Annotated in this window: 25 protein-coding genes; 7 read left to right on the plus strand and 18 right to left on the minus strand. The window is 38.2% G+C overall.

All coding sequences use genetic code 11. The annotated features are described in order from the left end of the window. The first annotated feature begins 17 nt into the window (after window positions 1–17). The 7 genes from A5849_RS09145 to rpsT all read left to right on the plus strand — a co-directional run bounded on the left by A5849_RS09145 (window position 18) and on the right by rpsT (window position 5,841). Window positions 18–722 (plus strand): histidine phosphatase family protein, encoded by a 705-nt coding sequence (locus A5849_RS09145; protein ID WP_002309433.1) that lies wholly within the window; start codon window positions 18–20, stop codon window positions 720–722. Between the two features lie 191 nt (window positions 723–913). Beyond that, window positions 914–1,747: an undecaprenyl-diphosphate phosphatase gene (locus A5849_RS09150; RefSeq protein WP_002309434.1), complete on the plus strand. Its 834-nt coding sequence runs from the start codon at window positions 914–916 to the stop codon at window positions 1,745–1,747. A gap of 196 nt (window positions 1,748–1,943) precedes the next feature. After that, the gene (locus A5849_RS09155; protein ID WP_086310054.1) at window positions 1,944–3,872 is read left to right on the plus strand and encodes a heavy metal translocating P-type ATPase; all 1,929 of its coding nucleotides are present in this window, start codon (window positions 1,944–1,946) and stop codon (window positions 3,870–3,872) included. Between the two features lie 136 nt (window positions 3,873–4,008). Next, a complete protein-coding gene (locus A5849_RS09160) occupies window positions 4,009–4,464 on the plus strand; it encodes a DUF441 domain-containing protein (protein WP_002292185.1) in 456 nt (151 codons plus the stop codon). A gap of 80 nt (window positions 4,465–4,544) precedes the next feature. Then, complete coding sequence (locus A5849_RS15225; protein ID WP_002292186.1) at window positions 4,545–4,673, plus strand: hypothetical protein; 129 nt, start codon at window positions 4,545–4,547, stop codon at window positions 4,671–4,673. A 244-nt stretch (window positions 4,674–4,917) separates the two neighbouring features. Beyond that, the gene (locus A5849_RS09165; RefSeq protein ID WP_002289125.1) at window positions 4,918–5,187 is read left to right on the plus strand and encodes a hypothetical protein; all 270 of its coding nucleotides are present in this window, start codon (window positions 4,918–4,920) and stop codon (window positions 5,185–5,187) included. Between the two features lie 399 nt (window positions 5,188–5,586). Next, window positions 5,587–5,841 (plus strand): 30S ribosomal protein S20, encoded by a 255-nt coding sequence (rpsT, locus tag A5849_RS09170; protein ID WP_002292188.1) that lies wholly within the window; start codon window positions 5,587–5,589, stop codon window positions 5,839–5,841. 87 nt (window positions 5,842–5,928) lie between these two features. Here the strand turns inward: rpsT and holA are convergent, their stop codons facing one another. From holA to A5849_RS09260, 18 genes are all read right to left on the minus strand, one after another. Continuing rightward, window positions 5,929–6,975 carry a DNA polymerase III subunit delta gene (gene holA, locus A5849_RS09175; protein ID WP_002335668.1) on the minus strand — a complete coding sequence of 349 codons (1,047 nt, stop codon included), beginning with the start codon at window positions 6,973–6,975 and terminating at the stop codon, window positions 5,929–5,931. A 36-nt stretch (window positions 6,976–7,011) separates the two neighbouring features. After that, complete coding sequence (locus tag A5849_RS09180; protein ID WP_086310055.1) at window positions 7,012–9,285, minus strand: DNA internalization-related competence protein ComEC/Rec2; 2,274 nt, start codon at window positions 9,283–9,285, stop codon at window positions 7,012–7,014. Continuing rightward, entirely contained in the window at window positions 9,278–9,817 is a 540-nt protein-coding gene (locus A5849_RS09185) for a ComE operon protein 2 (protein WP_002309439.1), read from the minus strand. Before A5849_RS09185 ends, A5849_RS09180 begins: the two co-directional genes overlap by 8 nt. A 179-nt stretch (window positions 9,818–9,996) precedes the next feature. Further along, window positions 9,997–10,575, minus strand: a complete 579-nt coding sequence (locus A5849_RS09190; protein ID WP_241694611.1) for a helix-hairpin-helix domain-containing protein — start codon at window positions 10,573–10,575, stop codon at window positions 9,997–9,999. Between the two features lie 429 nt (window positions 10,576–11,004). Next, the gene (locus A5849_RS09195) at window positions 11,005–12,048 is read right to left on the minus strand and encodes a SepM family pheromone-processing serine protease (protein WP_002309443.1); all 1,044 of its coding nucleotides are present in this window, start codon (window positions 12,046–12,048) and stop codon (window positions 11,005–11,007) included. After that, on the minus strand, window positions 12,038–12,529 hold the full coding sequence (coaD, locus tag A5849_RS09200) for a pantetheine-phosphate adenylyltransferase (RefSeq protein WP_002309444.1): 492 nt from the start codon (window positions 12,527–12,529) through the stop codon (window positions 12,038–12,040). Before coaD ends, A5849_RS09195 begins: the two co-directional genes overlap by 11 nt. Then, window positions 12,529–13,086, minus strand: coding sequence for a 16S rRNA (guanine(966)-N(2))-methyltransferase RsmD (rsmD, locus tag A5849_RS09205; RefSeq protein WP_002309445.1), 558 nt, complete (start codon window positions 13,084–13,086; stop codon window positions 12,529–12,531). The genes coaD and rsmD overlap by 1 nt, the downstream gene beginning before the upstream one ends. A 130-nt stretch (window positions 13,087–13,216) precedes the next feature. After that, window positions 13,217–13,555: a YlbG family protein gene (locus A5849_RS09210; RefSeq protein WP_002309446.1), complete on the minus strand. Its 339-nt coding sequence runs from the start codon at window positions 13,553–13,555 to the stop codon at window positions 13,217–13,219. Beyond that, on the minus strand, window positions 13,545–13,985 hold the full coding sequence (locus A5849_RS09215; RefSeq protein WP_002309447.1) for a YlbF family regulator: 441 nt from the start codon (window positions 13,983–13,985) through the stop codon (window positions 13,545–13,547). Before A5849_RS09215 ends, A5849_RS09210 begins: the two co-directional genes overlap by 11 nt. Next, entirely contained in the window at window positions 13,966–15,090 is a 1,125-nt protein-coding gene (locus tag A5849_RS09220; RefSeq protein WP_002309448.1) for a CAP-associated domain-containing protein, read from the minus strand. The genes A5849_RS09215 and A5849_RS09220 overlap by 20 nt, the downstream gene beginning before the upstream one ends. Window positions 15,091–15,110: 20 nt before the next feature. After that, window positions 15,111–18,539: a pyruvate carboxylase gene (locus A5849_RS09225; RefSeq protein WP_002309449.1), complete on the minus strand. Its 3,429-nt coding sequence runs from the start codon at window positions 18,537–18,539 to the stop codon at window positions 15,111–15,113. A gap of 25 nt (window positions 18,540–18,564) precedes the next feature. Continuing rightward, window positions 18,565–19,728: an FtsW/RodA/SpoVE family cell cycle protein gene (locus A5849_RS09230; protein WP_002309450.1), complete on the minus strand. Its 1,164-nt coding sequence runs from the start codon at window positions 19,726–19,728 to the stop codon at window positions 18,565–18,567. Between the two features lie 2 nt (window positions 19,729–19,730). Further along, window positions 19,731–20,033 (minus strand): YlaN family protein, encoded by a 303-nt coding sequence (locus tag A5849_RS09235; protein WP_002292202.1) that lies wholly within the window; start codon window positions 20,031–20,033, stop codon window positions 19,731–19,733. 85 nt (window positions 20,034–20,118) lie between these two features. Further along, on the minus strand, window positions 20,119–21,918 hold the full coding sequence (gene recQ, locus A5849_RS09240) for a DNA helicase RecQ (protein ID WP_002345069.1): 1,800 nt from the start codon (window positions 21,916–21,918) through the stop codon (window positions 20,119–20,121). 258 nt (window positions 21,919–22,176) lie between these two features. Then, a complete protein-coding gene (typA, locus tag A5849_RS09245) occupies window positions 22,177–24,006 on the minus strand; it encodes a translational GTPase TypA (RefSeq protein WP_002292204.1) in 1,830 nt (609 codons plus the stop codon). A gap of 166 nt (window positions 24,007–24,172) precedes the next feature. After that, the gene (locus A5849_RS09250) at window positions 24,173–24,940 is read right to left on the minus strand and encodes an inositol monophosphatase family protein (RefSeq protein ID WP_002309455.1); all 768 of its coding nucleotides are present in this window, start codon (window positions 24,938–24,940) and stop codon (window positions 24,173–24,175) included. Between the two features lie 5 nt (window positions 24,941–24,945). Beyond that, window positions 24,946–25,221, minus strand: coding sequence for a UPF0223 family protein (locus tag A5849_RS09255; RefSeq protein WP_002292206.1), 276 nt, complete (start codon window positions 25,219–25,221; stop codon window positions 24,946–24,948). 200 nt (window positions 25,222–25,421) lie between these two features. Further along, on the minus strand, window positions 25,422–26,024 hold the full coding sequence (locus A5849_RS09260) for a hypothetical protein (protein ID WP_002309457.1): 603 nt from the start codon (window positions 26,022–26,024) through the stop codon (window positions 25,422–25,424). Window positions 26,025–26,146: the final 122 nt, after the last annotated feature.

The following is a 26,146-nucleotide window of genomic DNA, read 5'->3' on the forward strand; positions in this document are numbered from 1 at the left end:
TTTAGGAGGAGAATAAAATGACAGAAACTACACTTTATATCGTACGGCATGGAAAAACGATGTTCAATACAATCGAACGCGTACAAGGCTGGTGTGATACGCCACTCACAAAACAAGGACAAGAAGGCATCCATTATTTAGGGCGCGGGTTAAAAGATGTCGACTTTTCTTTTGCTTATTCTAGTGACAGTGGTCGGGCGATCGAAACTGCCCGTATTATTCTAGGAGAACATTCTAAGGGAAAAGAAATTCCTTATTTTATCGAGAAACGGATCAGAGAATGGTGCTTCGGGTCTCTTGAAGGCGGCTATGACATGGAAATGTGGGGTGTGATCCCTCGCGTATTGAATTTTAAAACATATGATGAAATGTTCACCACAGAAGTTTCTTTTGAACAAATTGCCAATGCTGTATACAATTTGGATACGGCTGGATGGGCAGAAACTTATGAAACATTACGAGATCGTGTGTGGACAGGATTTGAAGATATCGCCCATCACTGCGAAAAAAACGGCGGCGGAAATGTTTTAGTCGTATCACATGGTTTGACGATTGCCTTCTTGCTTAATCTGATCGATCCTAAACAGCCTGTTCGTGCTGGTCTTTTAAATGGCAGTGTAACAAAGGTTACTTATGCAAACGGTCGATTTTCTATCCTTGGTATCAACGATACGTCTTATATCGAAAACGGGAAAGCACATAGTCGAAACTCGTTTTTATGATGGGATATTTTAATTTTTAACAGAGAATCATAAAAGGCAAAGTCTGAACGAGGGCTTTGTCTTCTTTTTTTCTCTTCGTATTCTTATCTGCTTCATTTCTCAAGTTTTTCTTAATATTAAAAAACAGATTGGGTTTATCAAAAAATAACGGTATACTATAAGATGTATCTTAATTGGGAAGGAAGGAATTTATGTTTTTTGCAAATATTATCAAAGCAGTGATTCTCGGTATTATTGAAGGAATAACGGAATGGCTGCCCATCAGTAGTACTGGTCATCTGATCCTAGCAGATGAATTCATCAAACTGGATGCCAGTTCACAGTTTATGTCGATGTTCAATGTCGTTATCCAATTAGGGGCGATCTTAGCTGTCGTCGTTCTTTATTTTCACAAATTAAACCCCTTTTCTCCAAGTAAATCAACGATAGAAAAAAAAGATACTTGGACACTTTGGTTTAAAGTGATCGTTGCTTGTATACCAGCCATCATCATTGGTTTGCCTTTGGATGATTGGTTAGAAGCAAATTTCCACAAGTTCTTACCCGTTGCCATTGTTTTGATCGTTTACGGTATTGCCTTTATTATTGTCGAAAAACGTAACAAAAACAAAACACCTCGTTGGACTTCGCTGAATGACTTTACGTACCAAGCAGCTCTTCTTGTTGGGTTATTCCAAGTCTTGGCACTTGTTCCCGGAACATCCCGTTCTGGTGCAACGATCCTAGGAGCTATCTTGATTGGCGCTTCGCGTTTTGTCGCTACAGAATTCTCATTTTTCTTAGGGATTCCTGTCATGTTTGGCGCAAGCGGCTTGAAGATCGTCAAATATTTAGCTGAAGGGAACTCATTCAAAATGGAAGAAACTGTTGTTCTTCTTGTAGGAACATTCGTATCTTTTGTGGTTTCTGTCTTAGCTATTAAATTCTTATTAAGTTATTTGAAGAAAAACGACTTTACCGCTTTTGGCTGGTATCGTATTATCCTTGGTATCATTTTAATTGGTTATTGGTTTATCGCAATGTAAGAAAAACCAGAACACTTCTCTTGTATGAGAAATGTTCTGGTTTTTTATTTTCTTTAATGATAATTATTATAAACAATAAAAACTATATAAAGCTTCATAGCCATCTGATAACCATTATCGTTCTCATTTATCTGTTTTTATTATCAATTACATTGTTATTATGCTATCCTTGTTTTGACAAGGAGGACTGATAACGATGACTAATCAGAAAAAAGCTTTTGCAGCAACAATTGGCTGTCTTTTATTTATAATTGCCGGTTTTATTTTCGACCGATTCTCTCTTACCATCACCCCACTTTTTTATATCAGCGCTATTATCATCGGTGGATACAAACAAACATCGGAAGGCTTGAAAGAATTGTGGAATGACCGAACACTGAATGTGGACTTATTGATGGCTTTAGCTACTATCGGTGCCTGTTTGATTGGTAATTACTTTGAGGGAGCAATGTTGACATTCATCTTTTGTTTAAGCGGTGCATTAGAGGAATACACGACCAATAAAAGTCAAAAAGAAATTACCTCTTTGATGAATCTTCAACCACAAAAAGCTCAGTTACTAAAAGAAAACGGACAAATGCAAGAAGTAGATGTTTCGCAATTAAAGGTGGATGACTTGGTGTTCGTCGCTAAAGGAGCGGCTGTTCCGATCGATGGTTGTTTAGAAAGCACACAGGCAACGATCGATGAGTCTGCATTAAGCGGTGAATCTGTACCTGTAGAAAAATATTTAGGAGATGAGATGTTTGCAGGAACGCTGAATCAAGGAAATCCCATTACGATTCGAGTAACAAAAACGAGTGCCGAAACCGTCTTTGCTAAGATTATCCAATTAGTGGAAGAAGCACAGAATACGCCAACTCAAACAGCTTCATTTATCGAACGGATCGAAAACAATTATGTAAAATTGATTTTGCTTGCTGTGCCTCTAATGATCCTTCTCCCCCACTTTTTCTTAGGTTGGAGTTGGGATGAAAGCTTTTATCGAGGAATGGTATTACTAGTCGTGGCTTCTCCTTGTGCGCTTGTCGCATCTGCTACTCCTGCTTCTCTAGCTGCTCTTTCAAATTCTGCAAAAAATGGGATTCTAATCAAAGGCGGGATTCATTTAGAGAAGCTTTCTGAATTAAAAGCGATTGCCTTTGATAAAACAGGAACACTCACTAAAGGAAAACCAGTTGTGACTGACAGCTTTTTCTTTGATGAGAAGGATTTGGCACAACAACTTCTTGTTGCTATGGAACAAAAAACGACACACCCTCTTGCTCATGCGATTTTACAATATTTCGATTGCACAATACCCGAAGCAATCCAATCCCTATCAATAGAAGAAATTACTGGTTTTGGATTACAAACTACCTATTTAGGTGCGCAATGGAAAGTTGGCAAACACGCTTATGATCCTGAGACGATGAGAATCAGCAAAGAGATTGAGGAAATGATCGAACGTTTAGAAAATCAAGGAAAAACTGTAATCTATCTGTCTAAAGATCAACAGTTAATCGCTGTTTTAGGTCTGTTGGATATTCCAAAAGCAAATGCCCAACAGGTGATTTCTTACTTTAAATCCCAAAACATCCATACAAGTATGATAACTGGCGACCATTCTGGCACAGCAAAGGCTATTGCTGAACAAGTAGGGATCGAACATTACTATGCAAGCTGTACTCCGGAAGAAAAAACACAACTAGTCAAAAAAGAAAATGAACTTTACCAAGTAAATGCGATGGTTGGTGATGGAGTCAATGATGCGCCTGCTTTAGCAGCTGCTTCATTAGGTATCGCTATGGGACAAGGAACAGACGCCGCTATGGATATCGCAGACATCGTCTTAATGAAAAATGACTTAGATAAATTTGTCTACAGTCATCGGCTGTCTTTAAAAATGCGGCGGATCATCAAACAAAATATTATTTTTTCGATTCTTGTTATTCTCTTGTTGATTGCTTCTAACTTCCTGCAATTTTTAAATCTACCTCTTGGAGTTGTAGGACACGAAGGAAGCACAATATTGGTTATTCTGAATGGCTTGCGTTTACTAAGACCTTTACCTGCTCTTTCTGATTCTTCAAAAAAATGTAAGTCTTGTCCACTATACAAAGCGCGGCTGTCTTCTGTCAAATAAACGAAGTGTTTTTTATAATTTTATTTATTTTATGAAAAAAACAGCTTATGAATAGGTCTTGAAGGATGAATTCCTACTTTTGCAACTTTCCAAAAAGATGTTATGATTGTTTCGAAGAAAGTGAGGAATATATTTTATGGAAAGTTGGCTTTTTTTAGGAATTATTTTACTTGTAGCAATTTTAGCTAAGAATCAAAGTCTGATGTTAGCGGCAGCTTTTGTGTTGATTATGAAGCTCATACCAACCTCCCGTTCCTTTTTCCCTTGGCTTCAAGGCAAAGGAATCAATATTGGTGTGACGATCATCACTGCAGCTATTCTGATCCCTATCGCAACAGGAGAAATCGGTCTACGTGATTTATTAGAAGCCTTTAAATCCCCTATCGGCTGGGTAGCTGTTTTTTGCGGTGGGCTAGTGGCTGTCTTATCTTCCAAGGGCGTAGGATTGATTGCTTCTGATCCGCAAATCACTGTTGCGCTTGTTTTTGGCACGATTTTAGGTGTTGTCTTCTTAAGAGGAATCGCCGCCGGACCAGTCATTGCTTCTGGCATTACTTATTGTATCTTACAAGTATTTGCTTTAGGAAAATAGATCAAATTTTGCCTATTTTTAGGAGATTCTTAATACCCCCAATTTACTGATCCGTGATATACTGACAACGAGGTGATACAATGTTCGAAAAATTGAAGTATTTCATAGGAACAATTGGCTGGTTTCTTTTAGCGGTACTTTTGATTCTGGGCTTAGCTTATCTTTTATTTCCTGATTTGATACAAAATGTGTTAGATACTGCTTTTTGATTGACCTATTAGAATGATATAGGGATGCTCCTGCGATGCAGGAGCTTTTTTTAAACAAGGAGCGAGCGAATGAGATTCCCTATTGAAATCGATGCACTTTTTTCTTTTTGGCTCTTCTCCTCTTTTTTGTTATACTAGATTACAGTGGACAAAAGAAGGAATGATTGCATCCGCTTTAACGAATATCAAAATGGAAGAAACAGTACCTGTTTTCAGGTTACTTTGGAAAGAAAGGAAGACGCTTGTGGAAACTTTTGAAGGTCTTTTAATTGATACGTATGTTTTACAAGAACAGCCAATGATGCTGACTGGAATCAACTTGCAGCTTGAGGACCGTGTGATCAATGGACTGCTTAAAGATCGCTATTTGGCAAAGTACATCTTACGTTTGCCACTAAATAAATATGTACTGGAAGTAAGTGGCAAATGGAACCGTCGAAATCAGTTAGTCATTAAAAAAATGTTGATAAAAAATATTGATGAATATATTAAAATAATCGGTACACCAGAATAACCTTTACCGATCAAAGGTGACTGGTTATAAAATAACTGCAGTTTCTTAATAGAAAAACAAAGAACAATAGGGAATCGTATCCCTTTTCAAAAAAAACTTTGCAAACGGTTCTCTTTGTTATATAATGACTTAGTACCAAACATTCCCATTCAATCTTTGTTTAAATAGATAAATAAAAATCTAGTTTGGTTTGACGCTATTGCCTCCCACAATAGCGTCTTTTTGATTTTTTCAGCTTGATTTATCTGTTCTTACTGATAAAAAAGTTTAAATAAAAGACTGTTAAGGAAAAAAACTTGTCATGTTCATATTGCAAAGCGCGCTGCCTTTAGGTATAATAATGAATGTTGAATTATGCGGTCACACGCGTAAGAACTTAAGTTATCGGAGGTGAAACTAATGCCAAACATTGAATCTGCAATCAAACGTGTTCGTACAAGCGAAAACGCTAATGTGAAAAATTCATCTCAAACAAGCGCTATGCGTACTGCAATCAAAAAATTTGAAGATGCTGTAGCTTCAGGTGCTGACAACGTAGATGCGTTATATAAAGAAGCTGTTAAAGCTATTGATATGGCTGAATCAAAAGGTCTAATCCACAAAAACAAAGCTAACCGCGACAAATCTCGTTTAAGCAAAAAAATCGCTAAGTAAAAGAATCGGCTTCGGCCGGTTTTTTTATTTGTCAAAAAAACCAAAAGCATCCGGTATTCTTGCATGCTTTTGGCTTCTTCTTTCTTCCTATCGATTTCTCAACAACTGCCCTGTGCGCAAAACGAAAAGTTGAAAACTTAATTCTTTTTCGATTTGCCCCGTTTTGATTTGATAATCCATTTCGACTAATTGATCAAATAATTGTACTAGCAACTGTTCATCGAATTTCCTTACTTCTTGCATGGCAAGTTTTACACGGTAAGGATGGATTTTTAATGTTTCTGCAATATTGGCCTGCTGATAGCCAATCTTTACAAGAAATTTTGTCTGTAAAAACAAACGTAATTGAGAAAGTAAAATCGCATTGATTTTGATTGTTTCCTCCCCTTGCATGACTAAATCTTCATATAAACGCAAGGCTTGTTCTGTCTTCCCTTTTAAAATATATTGGGTCATGTCAAAAATATTATGTTCCAATGTTTTAGGAACTAATTGTTCTACTTCTCGAACAGTGATCTGCTGTTGATTTTGTCCATAAAGAATTAATTTCTGTAACTCTCTCATCATTTTGGATAAATCTAAGTCAGTCAACCGCAAGAATAAATCAATGGCGTTGCGTTCCATTTTGATGGAGGAGTTCTCTAAGGTATTCATCAGATATTGACGTACTTCTTTTTCATTCAACTGTTGGACGTTGATGATGGTTGCTGTTTTTTTCAATTGTTTCGTTACTTTTTTCCGTTCATCCAACTTTTCATATGGTGCAAAAAATACTAATACAGTCGATTCTAGTGGTTCTTTCAAATAAGCTGTCAGTAAATCAGTATTTTGTTCGATCCCATTGTTTACTTTCTCACCTGTTAAAAAATATGGGTTCTCCACAAATACTAATCGTTGATCTCCGAAAAACGGCAATGTCTCTGCTTCAGCCACTACCTCCTCTAAACTTGCATTTTCCATATCAAAACTTAAAAAATTTAAATCATCTTCGCCCTCTAATTTGATTTTTTTAACTATTTCTGCCCGAACTTGATCTTGGAGAAACTTTTCTGTTCCTAAGATCAAGTAACAAGATGCAAGTTTTTCTTTACGTATTTTTTGTAACTCTGCTTGTATACTCAAATTACTCACCACTTTCAAAATTATCCTACCATGAGAAGATGAGAATTACTAGTCTATCATTGTTTCCACTAGACCATGAGGATGAAAAACTGGATGCCAGCGATAGGTGATCATTCCTTGCTGATCGGTTCGCCATGTTCTTATCTGATTTTCTTCTAGTGCCTCCAATACTTCGCTGTGAGGGTGACCATAACGATTATTTACTCCGCAGGATATAATTCCATGTTTCGCTTCAATACGGGAAAGAAAATCCGTATTACTTGATGTGCGGCTACCGTGGTGACCTAATTTGACTACGTCGGCTTTCAAATTAGGATAAATAGAAAGCAACTGTTCTTCCATCGCTTGATTCAAATCACCTAAAAACAAAAAACGGCTATTGTTATATTCCGTCCATAAACCAATTGAATCTTCATTTCTTCCTTCTCCCTTTTCAAAAGGGGTCAATACATAAAGATCATAATAGCCTTTGATCCTGTCGCCATGTTTGACTTCAATGATTTTAGTGCCATTTTTTTGAGCTTCTGTTAAATGCCTTCGCAACGGTTCATTTCGTCCAGCGCCCCAGCCAATATAAATTTTTTTGATGGTGAAATGCTGAGATAATGTGGACAATTCTCCCACATGATCCGTATCGTCGTGTGTCAAGATGAGTTTATCGATCACACTTATTCCCTGTCCTTTTAGGTATGGAACGATATTCCTTTCAGCAGGAGGTCGTGCAATACCTTGCGCCCACTTTTCCCTTTCAAAGTGTAACTTCCCCCCCGTATCAATCAAAATCGTTTCTTTTCGAAAAGGACTTTGCAAAAAGATACTATCTCCTTGACCAACATCGATAAAAGCGATCGTTGAAGAAAAACGTAAAAATGGCAAAGTCAATAGCATCAAAGAAAACAGACCAACATAAAACAAGAGTTTCATCGGCTGCTCGTTCAATCTATCCATACAAATCAGTAATCCGAAAATATATACCCCTGATAGCACAAGAGGTAGACGCCCTATAACAAGAGTCGATCCTGAAAACGAATCGATCATTCGTTCAAACAAGATCAGTCCCTCTTCTATCAGCAAAAGTAAGGTTCTCGGCAACCAGCGATTGAAAAGCGTCAGAAAGAACACACTAGGAAGAAAAAGAAACTTGAATACTGGTGCAACCAGTAATGTAAAAAGACTGCCTAAAAGAGGCCACTCATAAAAATGCCATACAATCAACGGCATCGTGATCATGGTAAATAGGACATGAGAAGCCGTTTTTTTCATCCAATCTCCATCAAAAGAAATCAGGATAAACAAAAAACTCATGAAAAAACTAAGCTGCCCGCCCGCATGAAAAAGAAATCGAGGATCAAATAGCAAAAGAAGCCAAAAGACAACCGCAAATAAGTCCATAGAGGAGTAACGTTTATTCAATAATTTGACTAGCAACCGCAATAAAAACAACAGACTAGCACGCAAGACAGAAATAGAACTGCCTGCAAGAGAAACATAACAGATAGTTAGCAGACTCAACGGAATGATGCTGACGTGCAGTGGCCATCCGATACGTCGAAACAAATAATACAGCCACCCTAAATAAAATTGGATGTGTAATCCCAATAGGCTGAATAGATGCAGCAAACCACTCTCCCTAAAAATTTCTTCTGATTCTCTGAAACCTGAATCTTTATAGCCCCATAATAAAGAATTGATATATACACTTGTTTTTTGCGGAAATTCAGATTGGACAAAAGAAATAAAAGCACCTCTTTTTCTCTGGAGCCAATTTCGCCAATGATTTTGTATAGTGATTTTTTCGACCCTTTGAATTTGGAATCGACCAGAGATTCTATGGTTCCTGAAGTAAGCTTCTTGGTCAAAAGTATAAGGATTTCGCTTTTTTTCGGGAGAAATAAACTCGCCTTCAGCTGTCAATTCTATCCCCTTCCCTCGGAATCCAAGCCAAGTTTTCAATTCCTCTTCGGTGTTTACTTGATAAGAAAGCTGTACCTTCTGTTTACTCTCTGACAATCTTCCTTCCATTGTCAAAAAACTGCCATTCGCACGAATCGTATCTGTAGATAAAGTCACTTGCGTAGCTGTTTCTTTTTCCTCTAAAAATGAATATTCTTGTAGCTTATAAGAAACGGATACCATTATGCTACCCACAATACAGAAGTACGCGATAAAACGTCCTTCTTTTAGCGAAAACCACAAAAAAATTCCGGCAAGAAACAAACGATAAATCCAATTGTCCGTATCATACAACAAACAAATAATCATCGACGTAATTGCCGGAAAAATCAACCGATTTCGAACATGCCTTTCTAAAACGCTAGACATGTTTTCCTGTTAATTCATTTTGAAGTTTTGAAAAATGCTGCGAGTCTAAAGCAACTTGGTGTACAGATATGCCTAATTGTTCAATCAACGCTTGAGCATACGGATCATTTCGATAGTCATGGAGATAATTGATTCCTTTAACACCAGCTTGCAGCAAAGCTTTTGTACAAGCTAAACATGGAAAATGCGTGACATAGATTTCCGAACCTTCCGTCGGGATACCGAGTTTCGCGCACTGTAGCAGCGCGTTCATCTCTGCATGGATCGTTCGCAAACAGTGTCCATCTACAATATAGCAGCCTTCATCTATGCAGTGGACATCTCCACTGACTGCTCCATTATAGCCGCCAGCAATGATCCGTTTTTCCCTAACAAGTGTCGCTCCTACTTCTAAACGTGTACACGTGCTGCGTAAAGATAACAATACCGCCTGAGCCATAAAATACTGGTCCCAGGGAATGCGTTTGTTTTGAGTCTTATCAGTAATTTTTTCTTTGTTCGTATCGCATGGTTTTGAAGATTTTTCTAACATGGTTACATTCCTCCGTTTTTTCAAGTTGGTCAAAAAAGCACTCCATTGCTTAAACAAAATATTCTTTAAATATACCGAATCATCATGTCTGACAAAAGAGCATATGCTTCACTGCCGAAATGAAGTCCGTCATCCATTAGCCTCCATTTATTGCTCTTTTCAGTTGGTTCTGAATCATTCTATTTAATTGTAACGAAGTTTTTTAGTTTTTCAACTGTCTTTTCACCGATACCAGAGATCTCCTGCAAGTCTTCCACTTTCTGGAATGATCCGTTTTCTTCTCTAAATCGAATGATTTCTTGCGCCTTGACTGATCCGATCCCAGGAATCTGCTGGAGTTCTGAGGGACTGGCTGTATTGATATTTATTTTTGAAGGCTCGGTATCTGCTGTAGACTGTTTTCCTTCGGGGGATGCTGACTGATTAAGATGTTCCGGCAGCTCTTCACCTACAGCAGGGATATATAGGACTTGCTGATCTTCTATCTTCGCAGAAAAGTTGATTCGATCGCTATCCGCTTCTTCTAATAATCCTCCTGCGCGCTTTAGTACATCATAGACCCGTTCTTCTGAAGAAAATGAATAGATACCAGGCTCCTTCACACTTCCTTTGATATCGGTATACATAACCTTTGGACGAGCATCCTCTTCTACAGTATTTCCTTCAGGCAATTGATTTTCTTCACTGGAACTAAATGGAGAAAGTATTTCTTTTGCAGCGATTTCTTCTGGTTCTCTATGAAATAACAGATTTGACAATAAAAAACCACTGACTATACAAAAAATAAGAACTACCGTAGACATAAAAACGATTAACTTAGGGGAGGTGAGTATTTTCTTGTTGATTTTTTCTATCATTATTTCTTTTTACAAAGAATGATCAGTAAAAACCATTCATTTCTCCTTTCATTTGAAATCGAAGAAACAATGTGCTCTGACAAAATCGTCCCTTCAACATCTAATTACGTCAATTTTTTCTTTTTTTTTAGCAGAAAGATATTTTGACGAAAAAAAAGGATTGTGACAGAAAATATGTCACAATCCCTTATTCAAAATAAATAGTAGTCAATTAGCTCAAAAGCTTGCATCTGCAGTAAATAAATCCAAACAAAAGAGGAGAAGCTGTTTTTGCGTAGCTATTCTTATTACTTGATACAGAGTAGCTTTTTCACAATTTTTTTAGTTGGTTCATTTCATTTTCTCTAGATAGTCAAGCGCATCTTGTACTGTTTTTACTGGTACGATTTTCATAGAGGAATTCAATTTTTTGGCAGCGGCTTTTGCTTCTTCATAGTTGGTTTTTATTTCAGGATATTCTTTCTTAACATCGTCTGAGATCGTATCATCTGGTGCAAAGAAAATCTCTACACCGGCTTTATCCGCGCTTGCTACTTTTTTATCGATTCCTCCGATTCGGCCGACTTCTCCTTCGCTGTTGATCGTTCCAGTTCCGGCAATTTGCTTACCATGTCGCAAATTTTTACCAGTGACCTGTTCATAGATTTCTAAAGTGAACATCAATCCTGCTGACGGCCCACCAATAGAGCCAGAATTAATGCGAACATCTGTATCTGATTCGATCTCTGTATGATCAGTAAGTGTGATGCCTATTCCTGCCTTTTTATCTGTTGGCAACTCAATCAGATCACCAGAAGCTGTTTTTTCTTCACCATTATGCAAATAACTGATTTCGATTGTTTGTCCAACTTTTTGGCTTTTTACATAATCCATAAATGCTTCTGTACTTTGAAAGCTTTTGCCGTCTACTTTTGTTACTGTATCTCCTACTGAAAGCTTGCCAAAAAAGTTCGATGTCTTCTCTACGCTCATGACATATACGCCTTTGAATTCCATTTTATAAGGCTTGCCTGCAAGCTTCAACGCTTGTTCGATTGCTGCGTTTTGGGAAGAATCCATATAATACTGTTGCATTTGATTATATTCTTCATTTGTTGCCCCACCAGTCAATTCTTCTTTACTAATCAATTCTTCAAAGGGGGCTAGTTTAGCCTTTAGAGCCAAAAATCCGGTAGCTTGCCTGATACCGACGGATGTAAGAGAGAAAGAGCCAGAACCTTTGTCTTCTTTGTCATTGACTGTAATTAATTCTTTCAGATCAATCGTTGCTCCTGGTGATTCCACATAATATGGCAGAGGAACTACTACAAATCCGATGATCAACATTCCAAATATGATAATCAGTACTGTTTTGAACCATTGTTTAGCTTTCATTTGATTCACGCTTTCCAGCTAGAGCTTCGTTGATAACTGGCGGTAAATAACTGCTCACGTCTCCACCAAAGTGCAGTACTTCTTTTAAAATACTGGAACTGACATGGCTATATTCTGGTTTTGCCAATAAGAACACCGTTTCCAATTCCTCGTTTAGATGATGGTTCATCTGAGCGATTTCTCGTTCATATTCGAAGTCTTTGATACTCCGTATTCCTCTGACCAAGGCATCCGCGCCGATTTCTTTTGCCGTTTCCACTGTCAATTGATTTTCCTGATGTATGACTTTTACATTAGGAAGATGTGCCACAGCTTTTGCAATCAATGTCATTCTTTCTTCTGGAGGAAACAAACTGTTCTTTGAAGTATTGATAAAAACACCAATTACCACCTCATCGAATAATTTAGCCGCACGCTCCACTGTATCTAAGTGTCCTTTTGTAAAAGGATCAAAACTTCCTGGGAATAATGCACGTTTCATCATTTTCCCTCTTTTCTATAGATAGTCACAGCTGTTATGCCATAAATCTGTTTTCTTATTTGATGAAATCCAGCCACAGATTCTGGCAATTCGACTGTTTTATCCGTTTCGCATACGATAACTGCGGTTTTAGAAAAAAGTCCCAGTTCTTCCATTTTATGGATTTGATCAATGATTTTTTGTTTTGCATACGGCGGATCAAGAAACAAGTAATCAAATTGTTGTTTCTCTGTTGCTAGCCGTTCGATTGCTTTGTCCGCATCAAGTTTTATTGTGGTAAACTTCTCTGGTTCTTTCGTAATCTCGATGTTTTCTTTAATGATTTTTAGCGCTTGGTAATTTTTGTCTACGCATACTGCATGACTACAGCCTCTGGATACGGCTTCGATAGCTAAACCTCCGCTTCCTGCAAACAGATCCAATACTGTCTCTCCATCAAAATAGGGTCCAATCATATTGAATATGGATTCTTTTACTTTATCTGTAGTTGGTCTGGTATTCGCCCCTGCTAAACTTTTTAAGCGGCGTCCGCCATAATTTCCTGATATTATCCGCATCTACTCACTCCTTAGAAATGGTACTGGTACTAGTATACCAAAAAAAAGACAAAAAAATACTTGGACAATGATCAATTTTTGATAGTTGTCCAAGTTATTTTTCTATTAAAAAACTGCTCATAAGAGATTTTTAAAGATGTTCAGCTAATCGGATTTCTGTATTCAGCTCTTCGATTTCGAAACCTTCTTCTTTTAATACCGTTTTATTACCTATTTTATCAGCAAAATTCATTTCGATATCTGGTCGGTAAGAACGTTCTACGTTTCGAACAAAATGTAATTTACGGATTCGTTCTTCTGTCTCTTCAAATGTCTCTTCATTCAAGTAAAGAACGACATATTTCATTTTTCTTGAGACATAATGCAACAAGCCGAACTTTTTTAGATTCTTTAATTGTTTTAAGCTGTAGACCCATACGATCAGCCCGCGTCGTTTTATTATTTCAAATTCACTATTGTCAACTTGCATGACAATTCCCTCCGCATCCAAAGTGTTTTTTCGTTTCAAAGAACGGACTACCTGCATCTATCTTGATTTCATTAGAAACTTCTTCAGCAAGTGCTTGGACAATTTGATCCAACAGACTTTGTAACTGTGTTTCACTATACCTAAAAGCTGCGACATGCTCATTCAGATCAAGCTGTCTTTTTGCTTTTCGAAGAGCACGTTTTTTTTCACGGTAATCAGGTGCATATTCACCGTATGCCGCTACATTTTCAAACACCTTTTTCTGCGACAGGAACGCTTCTTTTAATTGGCAGACTTCTGCAGATGCTTTCATTGATTGTTTATGTTTGAAATAAGAAGCCATCGTTTTACTCTTTTTTATCATTTCAGCGACTCGGAGGCATTGATCCTCCAGTTGAAACAGCTCTTCATTAACGATCACTGCTATCACTACTTTCTCCGTTTTCTTCTTGCAATAAGACTAACATATTTTCTTTAGAAAAAGCAATGCCTAATGAATCCGTTCCCGGATCCATAAAGCGGTCATGATTATATGGATCGCTGTACCAATATAAAAACGAAAAAGTAGCGTCGATTGCTGGATGAATAAACAGTCCACTAGTATTTTCTAATTTCTGTTTACTGATTAACTTCTCCAATTCATCATTCGTCAAGGAAAATTTCGTTATCGTTTGTCCACTACCTAGCGATTTTTGCCAATCAGCCATACGTTCGTCTGACAAGATTTCTTCAGGCTTTGTCAAGAAATCATGTAGCAGCAGCCGACTGTGGTTTTGAAAGGCAAGTGGTTGGTTGTATATAGGAAGTTCGTCTTCTCTTCTAAGCATGTTTAGTAAAGTCGTACTTTTTCGTTCTTTACCGCGATTGATCGATTCCCAGTCAGCCGATTTATCTGCTTCATAATGTGGGAGACCTTCACCAAACACTTGATACGGTAAAAGTTTCAAAAGACTATCTTTATCTAAATATACAACTGAAAACAGACCGTTAGTTGTTTGATCAAAAAACAAAATAGCAAAAGTGTCGTTATCAAAAGCAATCAGTGGACGATAATTCATATCCTCTTCCATCAGTTCGATTCCAACTTCTGTGTCATGATACTCAAAAGTGAAATTAGTATAGATAGTCGTGAGCTTTGTTAGGTCCTGCATCGTCATCCCTAAATAAAACGGCGTGATATCAGCAGGTCCTGTTTGCAGTACTTTAACAGTTGTGACCATGCTATCTTGGACATTCACTTCAAAAGTGAGATGACTGGCTTTGTTTTCATAATATCTTGTTTCAAAACCAAACCCACTAGTTAATCGATCATAGGATGGTCCAAAATCTTTTTCTAGCTGTTCGATCGGTTTTCCAATATAAGTAGAAAAACCAGTTGCTTTAAGCTCCTGGTATTTCCACGTTGTCATTTGATTTGAGAGTTGTTGATCAGAGTTTTCCTTCACTTCAAGTTTTGGCGGGAACAAGACTGGTTCCATATAGAATGCCGCAATAACTAATAGCAGAATCAGCCAAAACAAACCCAGTCTTTTCATATTTCCCCACCTTTCACTTATTATTTTTCAGTCACTTCAATCAAAAGGTCGCCAGATGAAATCGTGTCTCCTGAAGATACATATACATGTGCGACTTCTCCGTCAAAACGTGCTTCGATGGCTGTTTCCATTTTCATTGCTTCAGTAATCATCAACGTGTCGCCTTTTTTGACGTTATCCCCTTTTTTCACTAATACATCAAGCACAGAACCAGACATCGTTGCTCCGATTTGTTCTCGATTTGTTGGTTCAGCTTTCAATCGAGTTTGGACCGTACTGATGATTGAATTATCTTTGATAGTGATTTCACGTCTTTGCCCATTCAAATTGAAGAACAGTACGCGATTTCCTTCGATATCGGGTTCTCCGATTTCATCTAAACGAATGATAAGCGTTTTTCCACGTTCGATTTGTACATTGATTGTTTCACCTAAACGTATCCCTTGGAAGAATGTTGGTGTATCCAGTAATGTAACATCGCCAAATTGATTGTACGCTTTTTGATAGTCCAAAAAGACTTGCGGATACATCAAATAACTTAATACTTCGTCTTGTTTTGGTTCATAGCCGATTTTTTCTGCCAATTCTTTTTTCACTTCGTTGAAATCGACTGATTTCGCCAACAGACCTGGACGTTCACTCAACGCGGGTCTGCCCTTAAGAATGATCTTTTGCAGTTTTTCAGGAAATCCGCCGACTGGTTGCCCTAGTTCTCCTTGGAAGAAAGTTACTACAGATTCAGGGAAACTTAGTGTTTCGCCTTTTTCATAGATGTCTTCTTCTGTGAGATCATTTTGGACCATGAATAGTGCCATATCTCCTACGACTTTAGATGATGGAGTTACTTTAACGATATCGCCAAACATCAAATTGACAGTATGGTACATTTGTTTGATTTCATCCCAGCGATGACCTAGTCCGACAGCTTTTGCCTGCTGCTGCAGATTCGAATACTGTCCTCCTGGCATCTCATGCATATATACTTCTGTTTCAGGAGCATTCAAGCCATTTTCAAATGGTTTGTAATACATACGCACATCTTCCCAATAATGGTTCAATTTCTGTGCATTTTCAATTGTGATTTCTGGCAGCCGTGGCCCATTGACCAGCGCATAATACAAGCTGCTCATGCTAGGCTGACTCGTGTTCCCACTCATTGCACTCATTGCTACGTCAACGATATCTACTCCTGCTTTTGAAGCAGCGGAATAAGTGATAATCCCGTTTCCACTAGTATCATGAGTATGCAGATGGATTGGCAGATCCGTCGTTTCTTTCAATTCACTAATCAAGCGATAAGCTGCTTGCGGTTTAAGCAATCCAGCCATATCTTTGATTGCAATGATATGCGCACCCAGTTGTTCTAGTTCTTTTGCCATGTCTTTATAATACTGAACATTGTATTTTGCTCGGCTTGGATCGTTGATATCGCCGGTATAGCAGATAGCTGCCTCTGCGATTTTACCAGTATCCCGTACAGCTTGGATACTTTTTTCCATTTGAGGAGTCCAGTTCAGACTATCAAAGATTCGGAAAACATCAATCCCTTGTGCTGCTGCTTCTTTGACAAATTCCACCAGTACATTGTCAGGATAATTAGAATACCCAACGGCATTTGATCCCCTGAAAAGCATTTGCAGCAATGTATTAGGCATTAAAGAACGGATTTTTCTCAATCGTTGCCAAGGATCTTCATTCAAAAAGCGGTAAGCCACATCAAATGTTGCTCCCCCCCACATCTCACTTGAAAAGAGTTCAGGAAGACCTTCTCCCGTTAAGCGTGCAATCTGCTTGAAATCCTTTGTCCGAACACGAGTTGCTAGCAGACTTTGATGGGCGTCTCTAAATGTCGTATCCGTCAACAATAAATTTTCCTGTCCTTTGATCCATTCGACCAAAGCATCGGCACCATTTGCATCTAATACGTTCTTAGCCGTTACGTAATCAGTTCTTGTGATTAGATCTTTAGGCATACGTGGTTCTTCATAAAATGGTTTTTCGCCACTTTCGATACCTGGAAAACCATTGACAGTAATTTCACCGATATATTTCATCGTTTTATTTCCGCGGTCTCGTAGTCGAGGAAATTCAAATAATGTTGTTGTACTATCGATAAAAGTTGTTTTTGCATTTCCTGATTGGAATTCAGGATGTGTGATGACATTTAGCATAAATGGAATATTTGTTTTTACTCCACGGATCCTGAATTCTTTCAAGCAACGTTCCATTTTCTGAATGGCTGTTTCAAAAGTAGCGCCATGCGTACATACTTTTACTAACAATGAATCAAAATACGGCGTCACCACATAGCCAGCGTAAGCATTCCCTACATCCAGACGTACGCCAAATCCGCCAGGTGAACGATACGTATCGATTTTTCCTGTGTCTGGTAAAAAGTTATTCAACGGGTCTTCCGTAGTGATTCGGCATTGAATAGCTGACCCATTCAATTTGATTTCTTCTTGCTGAGGCAATCCGATTTCTTTATGCAAATCTAGCCCTTGGGCAATCAATAGTTGCGTTGTCACGATATCAATATCTGTAATCATTTCTGTGATCGTATGTTCCACTTGGACGCGAGGATTGACTTCGATAAAGTAAAAATCATCTCCTTCAACAAGAAATTCTACCGTACCCGCATTGACATAACCAACATGTTTCATCAATTGGACAGCTGCCTGACAAATTTTTTGACGTTGCTGTTCGTTCATAGAGACACAAGGCGCTACTTCTACTACTTTTTGGTGGCGACGCTGAACAGAACAGTCTCTTTCGAAAAGATGGATGACGTTTCCATGTGTGTCACCAAGAATCTGTACTTCGATATGCTTAGGATTGGCGATGTATTTTTCAACATACACTTCATCGCTACCAAAGGCAGCTTTTGCTTCGCTTTTTGCACGTTCGTAACCTTCTCTTGCACTCTTTTCATCATGAGCCACACGCATTCCGCGACCTCCGCCGCCTAGAGCTGCCTTGATCATAATCGGATAACCGAATCGTTCAGCAAATTCCAATGCATCGTCTACAGAAGCGATTGGACCATCTGTACCTGGAATTGAGGCAATTCCTGCTTCGATGGCTGCAGCTTTTGCTTTGATTTTATCTCCAAAAATATCCAAATGATGCAGTTTGGGTCCAACAAAAGTGATGCCCTCTTCCTCGCACCGTTGCGCAAAATTCAAGTTTTCCGATAAAAGACCATAACCAGGATGAATGGCATCAGCCCCGCATTCTTTCGCGATCGAGATGATTCCTTCAATATCTAGGTACGCATCAATCGGTTTTTTTCCTTGTCCTACTAAATATGCTTCGTCCGCTTTAAAACGGTGTACGGAATATTCATCTTCTTCTGCATAGATTCCAACAGTTTTAATTCCTAATTCTGTACAAGCACGAAATACACGTACAGCGATTTCACCCCTGTTAGCAACTAAAACTTTTTTCATCGAACCACTCCTACATCTTTTTTTATTATAAACCTAAGCTCTTGCGTTTTTCATCCGCACTAATGTTAAGGACAAAGCCGACACAGATCGAAAGCATCAGCAAACTGGATCCTCCTTGACTTAAGAATGGGAATGTAATCCCTGTCAGAGGAATGACACCAGTGATTCCTCCCAGATTGACAAACACTTGGATCAAAAACATTGCGCCGATCCCAATGCACAAAAGCGAATTGAACGGATCTCTTGAACGAATCCCTACAAGAATAATGCGCACGATCATAAAGAATAGCAACGCTAATATCAAAATCCCCATAATCACTCCGAGCTCTTCCACTACGATTGCATAGATAAAATCGGTTTGTGCTTCTTGTAAAAATCCCTTTTTCTGGATACTGTTACCTAACCCTCTGCCAAATAACCCGCCATTGAACATGGCATAGTAGCCGTTAACTAATTGATGGCCTTTATTTAATTCATCCGAGAAAGGATTTTGGTAAATAGCAAAGCGATTATAGATATACTGTAAACGCCCAGGCAAGATTTTTCCGTTTGTAATATTGATTAGCCAGATCGTAAAAGTACTTAAACAAAAACCGCCTACTCCTACAATCAAAGTATACACATAATTGACTCCGCTGGCTAAAAGCAGAACCAAAATAATCAAAAAGATAACTGCCGCATTCCCAAAATCGGGAAGGATAGCGACCAAAGCAGTCAGTCCGATAACCATTGCAAGTGGACGTTTTACAGTCCCTAGGAAATCTTTTTGTACACTGTTTTGCCTTTTTGATAAAGTCAGAGACAGATACCAGATAGAAATAATCTTTAGGTATTCGGCAGGTTGGATCGAAAATCCTGCAATTTGAAGCCAACCTTTTGCACCATTGATTTCTTTACCGAAAAACACAACGATTAGCAGCAAAATCGTCAAAACTGCGATGGCTGCCATGATTAAACGCTGGTTTTTCAAAACATCTGTTTTCATTTTGTAGAGTAGTGCGATAGCAATCAAGCTGAGCACCCAAAAAATACTTTGGTTAATGACTGATGCGGACGGATTTTGTCCGTTTTCTAATAATAGATACGACGTAGAACTATATACCATGATCAAACCCAAAACACATAAAATCAAATAGGGAATCAAGATACTATAGTCTAATAGATGCCTTTTTTTTACTTTCTTAGGCAAGTCTATTCCTCCTTGCCAACTTCTTTTTTATCATAATTTTCTTGGTAAACCTCACTGTATAACTGATTCAATTCTCGTTCCAGCTCACTTAACATCAGCTGCCCCTCGTTTTTTTCGATTACTCCTATACGAACAGCAAACCCGACTTGCTGGGAGAAACCGTACATCTGTGTATCTACCACTTCTTCGAAGGCTTTGCATTGCGAGATACAGAGACTGTTATTTTGGTTTCGGATTAATCGTTTGATCCGTTCTGCTTCATCATTTAATACTTGGATCGCAAGTTTTTTCGACAAAGAATCCATCTGTGCTTACCTCCCGTTCTAATTCCTCAATTATAACATATTTCATTTTCATAGGGAGCAAAAAAACAGATTTAACCAGTTGTTTTTATTCATTTTTACGTAATGGTCCTTCTTGCTTATCCAGAACATTAGGATCCATATTTTTTATCCGAGATAAAAAGGCTTCTCCGTATTTATCAAGCTTGCTTTGACCAACTCCCTTTATCTGAAGCATCTCCAGTCTGCTTGATGGACGTATTCGGCTCATTTCTTTCAAGGTGGAATCTGAAAATACGACATACGGGGGAACGCCTGCTTCTGATGCTAGATCCGTTCGAAGTTCCCGCAAAACTTCAAATAGTGTATCGGTCTCTTCATCCGACAGCTGCTGGACTTTCTTGGGTTCCTTTCGATAAACAGCTTCTTGTCCTTTTAATACTTGGATCCCTCTTTCTGTTACTTTCAAGATAGGATATTCTCCATCAACGGTCAGAAGATAGCCATTCGATATCAAATATTCAATCAACTGCATCGTTTCTTTTTGCGATTGATTTTTCATCAGTCCATAGGTAGATAAACGTTCAAACCCTAAGGCTCGCAGCTTTTGTTCTTTCGATCCTGCTAAGACTTTCATTAGCATCTGCTTGCCATAATTCTCCCCCATACGTTTCAAACAAGAAAGGACCATCTGTGCTTGTGTCGTTACTTCTACTATTTCTCTATCATCTAAACAGTTACCACAACGATTGCACGGACTGCTTGTCTCGCCAAAATAGTTTAGGATGTATTGCTGAAGACAGGATTCTATATACGCGTATTCTGTCATCGCTTTTAATTTTTCATATTCTTTTTGCTTTTGCTCCTCTTCTCTTTGGGACTGCTGGATAAAAAACTTTTGGACCTGAGTATCTTGAGGAGCGAAAAGCAGGATGGCTTCACTGGAAAGACCATCTCTTCCCGCACGACCAGCTTCCTGATAGTATGCTTCTAGAGAGCCAGGGATTTGATAATGGATAACAAAACGGACATTGCTTTTATTTATGCCCATGCCGAATGCATTGGTCGCTGCGATTAGCTGTAAGCGATCGTATAAAAAGGCCTCTTGCATTGCCGTTCGTTCATTCTCATTTAGGCCACCATGATATCTGCCTATAGAAAATCCAAATTTTTTAAGCAAATGATAGATTCGGTCTACTTCTTTTCTCGTCGCTGCATAAATAATACCAGATTGATTTTTGTTAATTTTCAAATACTCGACTAGATACTGTTCTTTTTTTTGGTCTTTCACTACTTGAAAGCGGAGATTTTCCCGTTCAAAACCAGTCTGGATGTGATTGCCGTCAGGGATTTTTAAAAGTCGTTTTATGTCAGCGGCTACTTGTATAGTTGCTGTAGCTGTCAGTGCAACAATAACAGGTCGATTTGGCAGTTGATTTAGCTGTTTCGCCATTTGTAAATAACTTGGACGGAAATCATGCCCCCACTGAGAGATACAATGCGCCTCGTCAATGGCAATCATACAGACGTTCCATCGATTCATCGCTTGAATGAAATCCGGCATGATAAAACGTTCTGGAGCAATATAAAGTAAACGATACTGCTGCCTATCGATTTCTTGGAAGCGCCTAGCTGTTTCGTAACCATCTAACGAGCTATTGATAAAAGTGGCGGGTATACCTAATTGATTTGCTGCATCCACCTGATCCTTCATCAGAGAGATCAAAGGGGATACAACCACAGTAAGCCCATCTAATAGTAAAGATGGAAGCTGGTAACAGATTGATTTCCCACTTCCGGTAGGCATGATCCCTAATACATTTTCCTGATCAATGACTTTCTGGATAATTTCTTTTTGACCAGGTCTAAACTTATCATAACCAAAGTATTGTTTTAATAAGTCGTTCATCTTCCCGCTCCTTTCCCTTGCCATTTTACTTCGGTTTTCACCGAAGGACAAGTCGGCCCTCTCGTGAAACATAAGTGCGATATGAAACAAAAACACATCGGAGTTAAGTTCTTTAAAAGTCTTTAAAATGTCTTTTGGCGTATTTTCTGAATTTATGTCCATTGACAACGATGACTTCTCCACAGAAATGAGTTGGACAAAAAAAGAAACCAGCTATTTTTTATAACAAGCTGGTTTCTCTCTTCATCCTTTTACAGATTATTTTTTCTTTTTAGATGCTTTTTCACGAGCATTTTTCTCTAAAATTTGTTTTCTCAAGCGAATGCTTTCTGGTGTTACTTCGCAATATTCATCATCATTCAAGAATTCCAAAGATTCTTCCAACGTCAATTGTTTTGGTTTTTTGATAACAGATGTTTGGTCTTTAGTAGCAGACCGTACATTTGTCATTTGTTTTGCTTTCGTGATGTTGACAGTCAAATCATTATCACGGCTGTTTTCTCCGATAATCATTCCTTCATATACTTCTGTACCTGGTTCTACGAAGACTGTACCGCGTTCTTCGATACTCATGATAGAATAGGTCGTTGCTTTACCGGTATCGATTGAAACAAGCGCACCTTGGTGACGTCCACCGATTTGACCAGGAAGCATTGGCAAATATTGATCAAAAGTATGGTTCATAATTCCGTAACCGCGTGTCATTGAAAGGAATTCAGTTGAATAACCGATCAAACCACGGGCAGGGGTCAAGAATGTCAAACGGATTTGTCCGTTTCCTGTATGGACCATATCTTGCATTTCACCTTTACGTAAGCTCAAGGATTCGATGACACTACCCATGTATTCTTCTGGTGTGTCGATTTGTACGCGTTCAAACGGTTCGCATTTTACACCGTCGATTTCTTTTTCAATAACTTCTGGACGAGATACTTGCAATTCGTATCCTTCACGACGCATGTTTTCAATCAAGATAGACAAATGCAATTCTCCACGACCAGAAACAGTCCAAGCATCTGGAGAGTTTGTTGGTTCAACTCGTAAAGATACATCTGTTTGAAGTTCTGCCATCAAACGTTCTTCAATTTTACGAGCAGTTACATATTTACCTTCTCGACCGGCAAATGGTGAATTATTAACTAAGAAAGTCATTTGCAATGTTGGTTCGTCAATGTGAAGGATAGGTAACGCATCTTGATGATCCACAGGAGTAACTGTTTCACCGACAAAGATGTCTTCCATACCTGAGACAGCAATCAAGTCTCCAGCTTTTGCTTCTTGAATCTCTAGACGTTTTAGTCCAAAGAAACCAAATAATTTCGTTACACGGAATTTCTTAACTGTTCCGTCTAATTTAATTAATGCTACTTGGTCGCCTACTTTGATTGTTCCTCTAAATACACGTCCGATTCCGATACGACCTACATAATCGTTGTAGTCAAGTAATGAAACTTGGAATTGTAATGGTTCGTCGCTATTATCGACAGGAGCAGGAATTTTTTCAATGATCGTGTCAAAAATAGGTGCCATTGTTGGTTCTTGATCTGCAGGGTCGTCTGATAAGCTTGACGTACCATTCAGTGCAGACGCATAAATCACAGGAAAGTCTAACTGATCATCATCTGCTCCCAATTCGATGAATAGTTCAAGTACTTCATCAACGACATGCTCAGGACGAGCAGAAGGTTTGTCAATCTTGTTTACGACAACGATTGGTGTGATATGTTGTTCCAATGCTTTTTTCAATACAAAACGTGTTTGAGGCATTGTTCCTTCATATGCATCTACGACCAACACGACGCCGTCAACCATTTTCATGATCCGTTCTACTTCGCCACCGAAGTCCGCGTGTCCTGGAGTATCCATGATATTTACGCGAATTCCTTTATAGTCTACAGCTGTGTTTTTGGCTAAAATCGTGATACCACGTTCTTTTTCTAGCGCATTTGAGTCCATCGCACGTTCTTGCAATTGTGTATGTGCGTCTAATGTATCTGATTGTTTTAACAGTTCATCAACTAATGTTGTTTTTCCGTGGTCAACGTGGGCAATAATTGCGACGTTACGGATATCGTTTCTATAATTCAATGTAACTAACTCCTTTTTTATTGGTTCTTTATGACAGGGCAAATTTTACTCGACTGCTAATTATAGCAGACTTTTTTCATGAAATATAGTAAAATGTTTTCATTTTTTCGAGAAAATTAATCTTTTGCCCGTTTTTATCATCTTTGTGAATGTTTTCTACCTTTTTTCAGCCTTCTTTTTTCAAAAGGTCTGCGATTTCTGCATATGCACAAGGAGTCCCTGCTAAATAGTATTCCCTTTTATCAAAGGTCAATGGAGTGCCAAAAAGACCGCTTGTTACCATACCAAACTCTTCCAATAAGACATTTCCCGCTGCATAATCCCAAGGGCTGAGGTTCGAAATGTAAGCAATATGGTTTCCTTTCAAGATTGCGGCTAGTTCAAGACCTGCACACCCGTACATACGTGTTCCCATGCTGCTTTCCGCAATCTCTCGGATTCCATATTTATTATGACCGAAAAGATAGCTATTCACACCAAGTAAGCCTTCTGATAAAGATTTATTTGCTGGTTTAGGCATTGGTCTATCATTTTTGTAAACACCTATTCCTTTTCCACCCCAAAAAAGCTCATTTCTCATGACGTCATAAATGAAACCAAGTTTTCCAACGCCGGATTCATAAACAGCGAGCATGATACAAAAATTTTCCCCTTCAATCACGAAATTCAATGTGCCATCAATAGGATCAATGATAAAGACTCTTCCATCAAGATCTGCTAGTTGATTATACCCTTCTTCTTCTGCCAATATTTTCGCCTCTGAATCATAGGAATGGATTTTTTCGATTAGAAAATTCTGGATGTTACGGTCAACATTTGTCACTAAATCCGTTCGATTTGATTTTTGCGAGATCGTTAATGTTTGTTGAGAAGATTGGATTTTCTCACCAGCTTCTTCAAGCCATGATTTGATATGATCAATCATCTGTTCCATTTATCTCACCCGTTCATTCTCAAAGTTTTGTTTGGATTTTTTTTTGCTTGCTGCACTGTACGATATAAGGAGTACCCGGAAGCTTTCTCAAATTCCCGACCCAATCGTTTTTCTTCTCCGATGGATTTGACAACTGTTTTGAACTGCTGATAGGTCTTCAAAAAAGCTTCATTGTTTATCCCTTTTTCGTTCGCACGTTCCAAATCTTCCCACATCTTCATTACAATGACCATTTCATCTGTTGTCCAGTCTAAATCAAGTGGATACTGATATTCTTGCATCTTCAACTCTCCTATTTCATATTCTTCTTTAGTGTAGCATAGGAGACGGTAATAAACCAAGAAGTAGTCGTATCACAAGTTTACATAATTAAATTATTGATAATAAAAAAAGAAATAAAAAAGGAGACTGAAAACTTACTCCTTTTTATCATTCTTATCTATTATTAAGTTTCTTCGTATTAATTCCAAAAAAACTTGATTTATCTTAGATGATCACGTGTAAGATTGCTTGTTTTTCTACTCTTGGCGAGTAATTGAGAGTTAATCACTCGGATTGTCTGGCCGTTTTTGTTTTTTTCTTCCATTTGACGTTCTGCTTTCCTTCTTAGCCTTTCTTGTACTCCATTATTTATAAAAATTTTTTCTTCATTGATAAGTTTATCAAAGCTAGGGTTCATGATTTCACGAAGGGTATGATCTTGATTTTTAGCGTATGTTTCCCATAATGTATTACTTGCTTCTATATCAGATTGTTCTCTAAGCGCTATAATCGTATTTTTTTTATACCAAATCAATTCAGAATCATCTGCAAATACTACTTGGCTTCGTTCAATTCCTTTACCTTTACGCTCAAGTACCTCGAGCAAAGAAGGTCCATCGATATTAGCATTTCGGAGCATGATAGTTTCAATCTTTGCGTATTTCTCGGAATCTGCGTCAAACAAATCAGACAAATGATCAAAGAAGCGCTCTTCAGTTCTACGAATCAATTGTCTAATCTGTTCTATTTGTGGTTGTTGATCAAGTGATAACGATGGGTCAATTTGGATGCTTGCGCCTACCTCAGTTCCTGGAATTTTCATTTCTAACTTCCTTCTTTCCCATTTGATGGATTACATTACTCAAATATTTCTGTTTATTTTTTATGATATCAGTTTATGTAATAAAAATACGTACCATTATTTTCCAGAAAAAGAAAAAAACG

The sequence above is a fragment of the Enterococcus sp. 10F3_DIV0382 genome (assembly GCF_002140245.1).
Lineage (GTDB): Bacteria > Bacillota > Bacilli > Lactobacillales > Enterococcaceae > Enterococcus_B > Enterococcus_B lactis.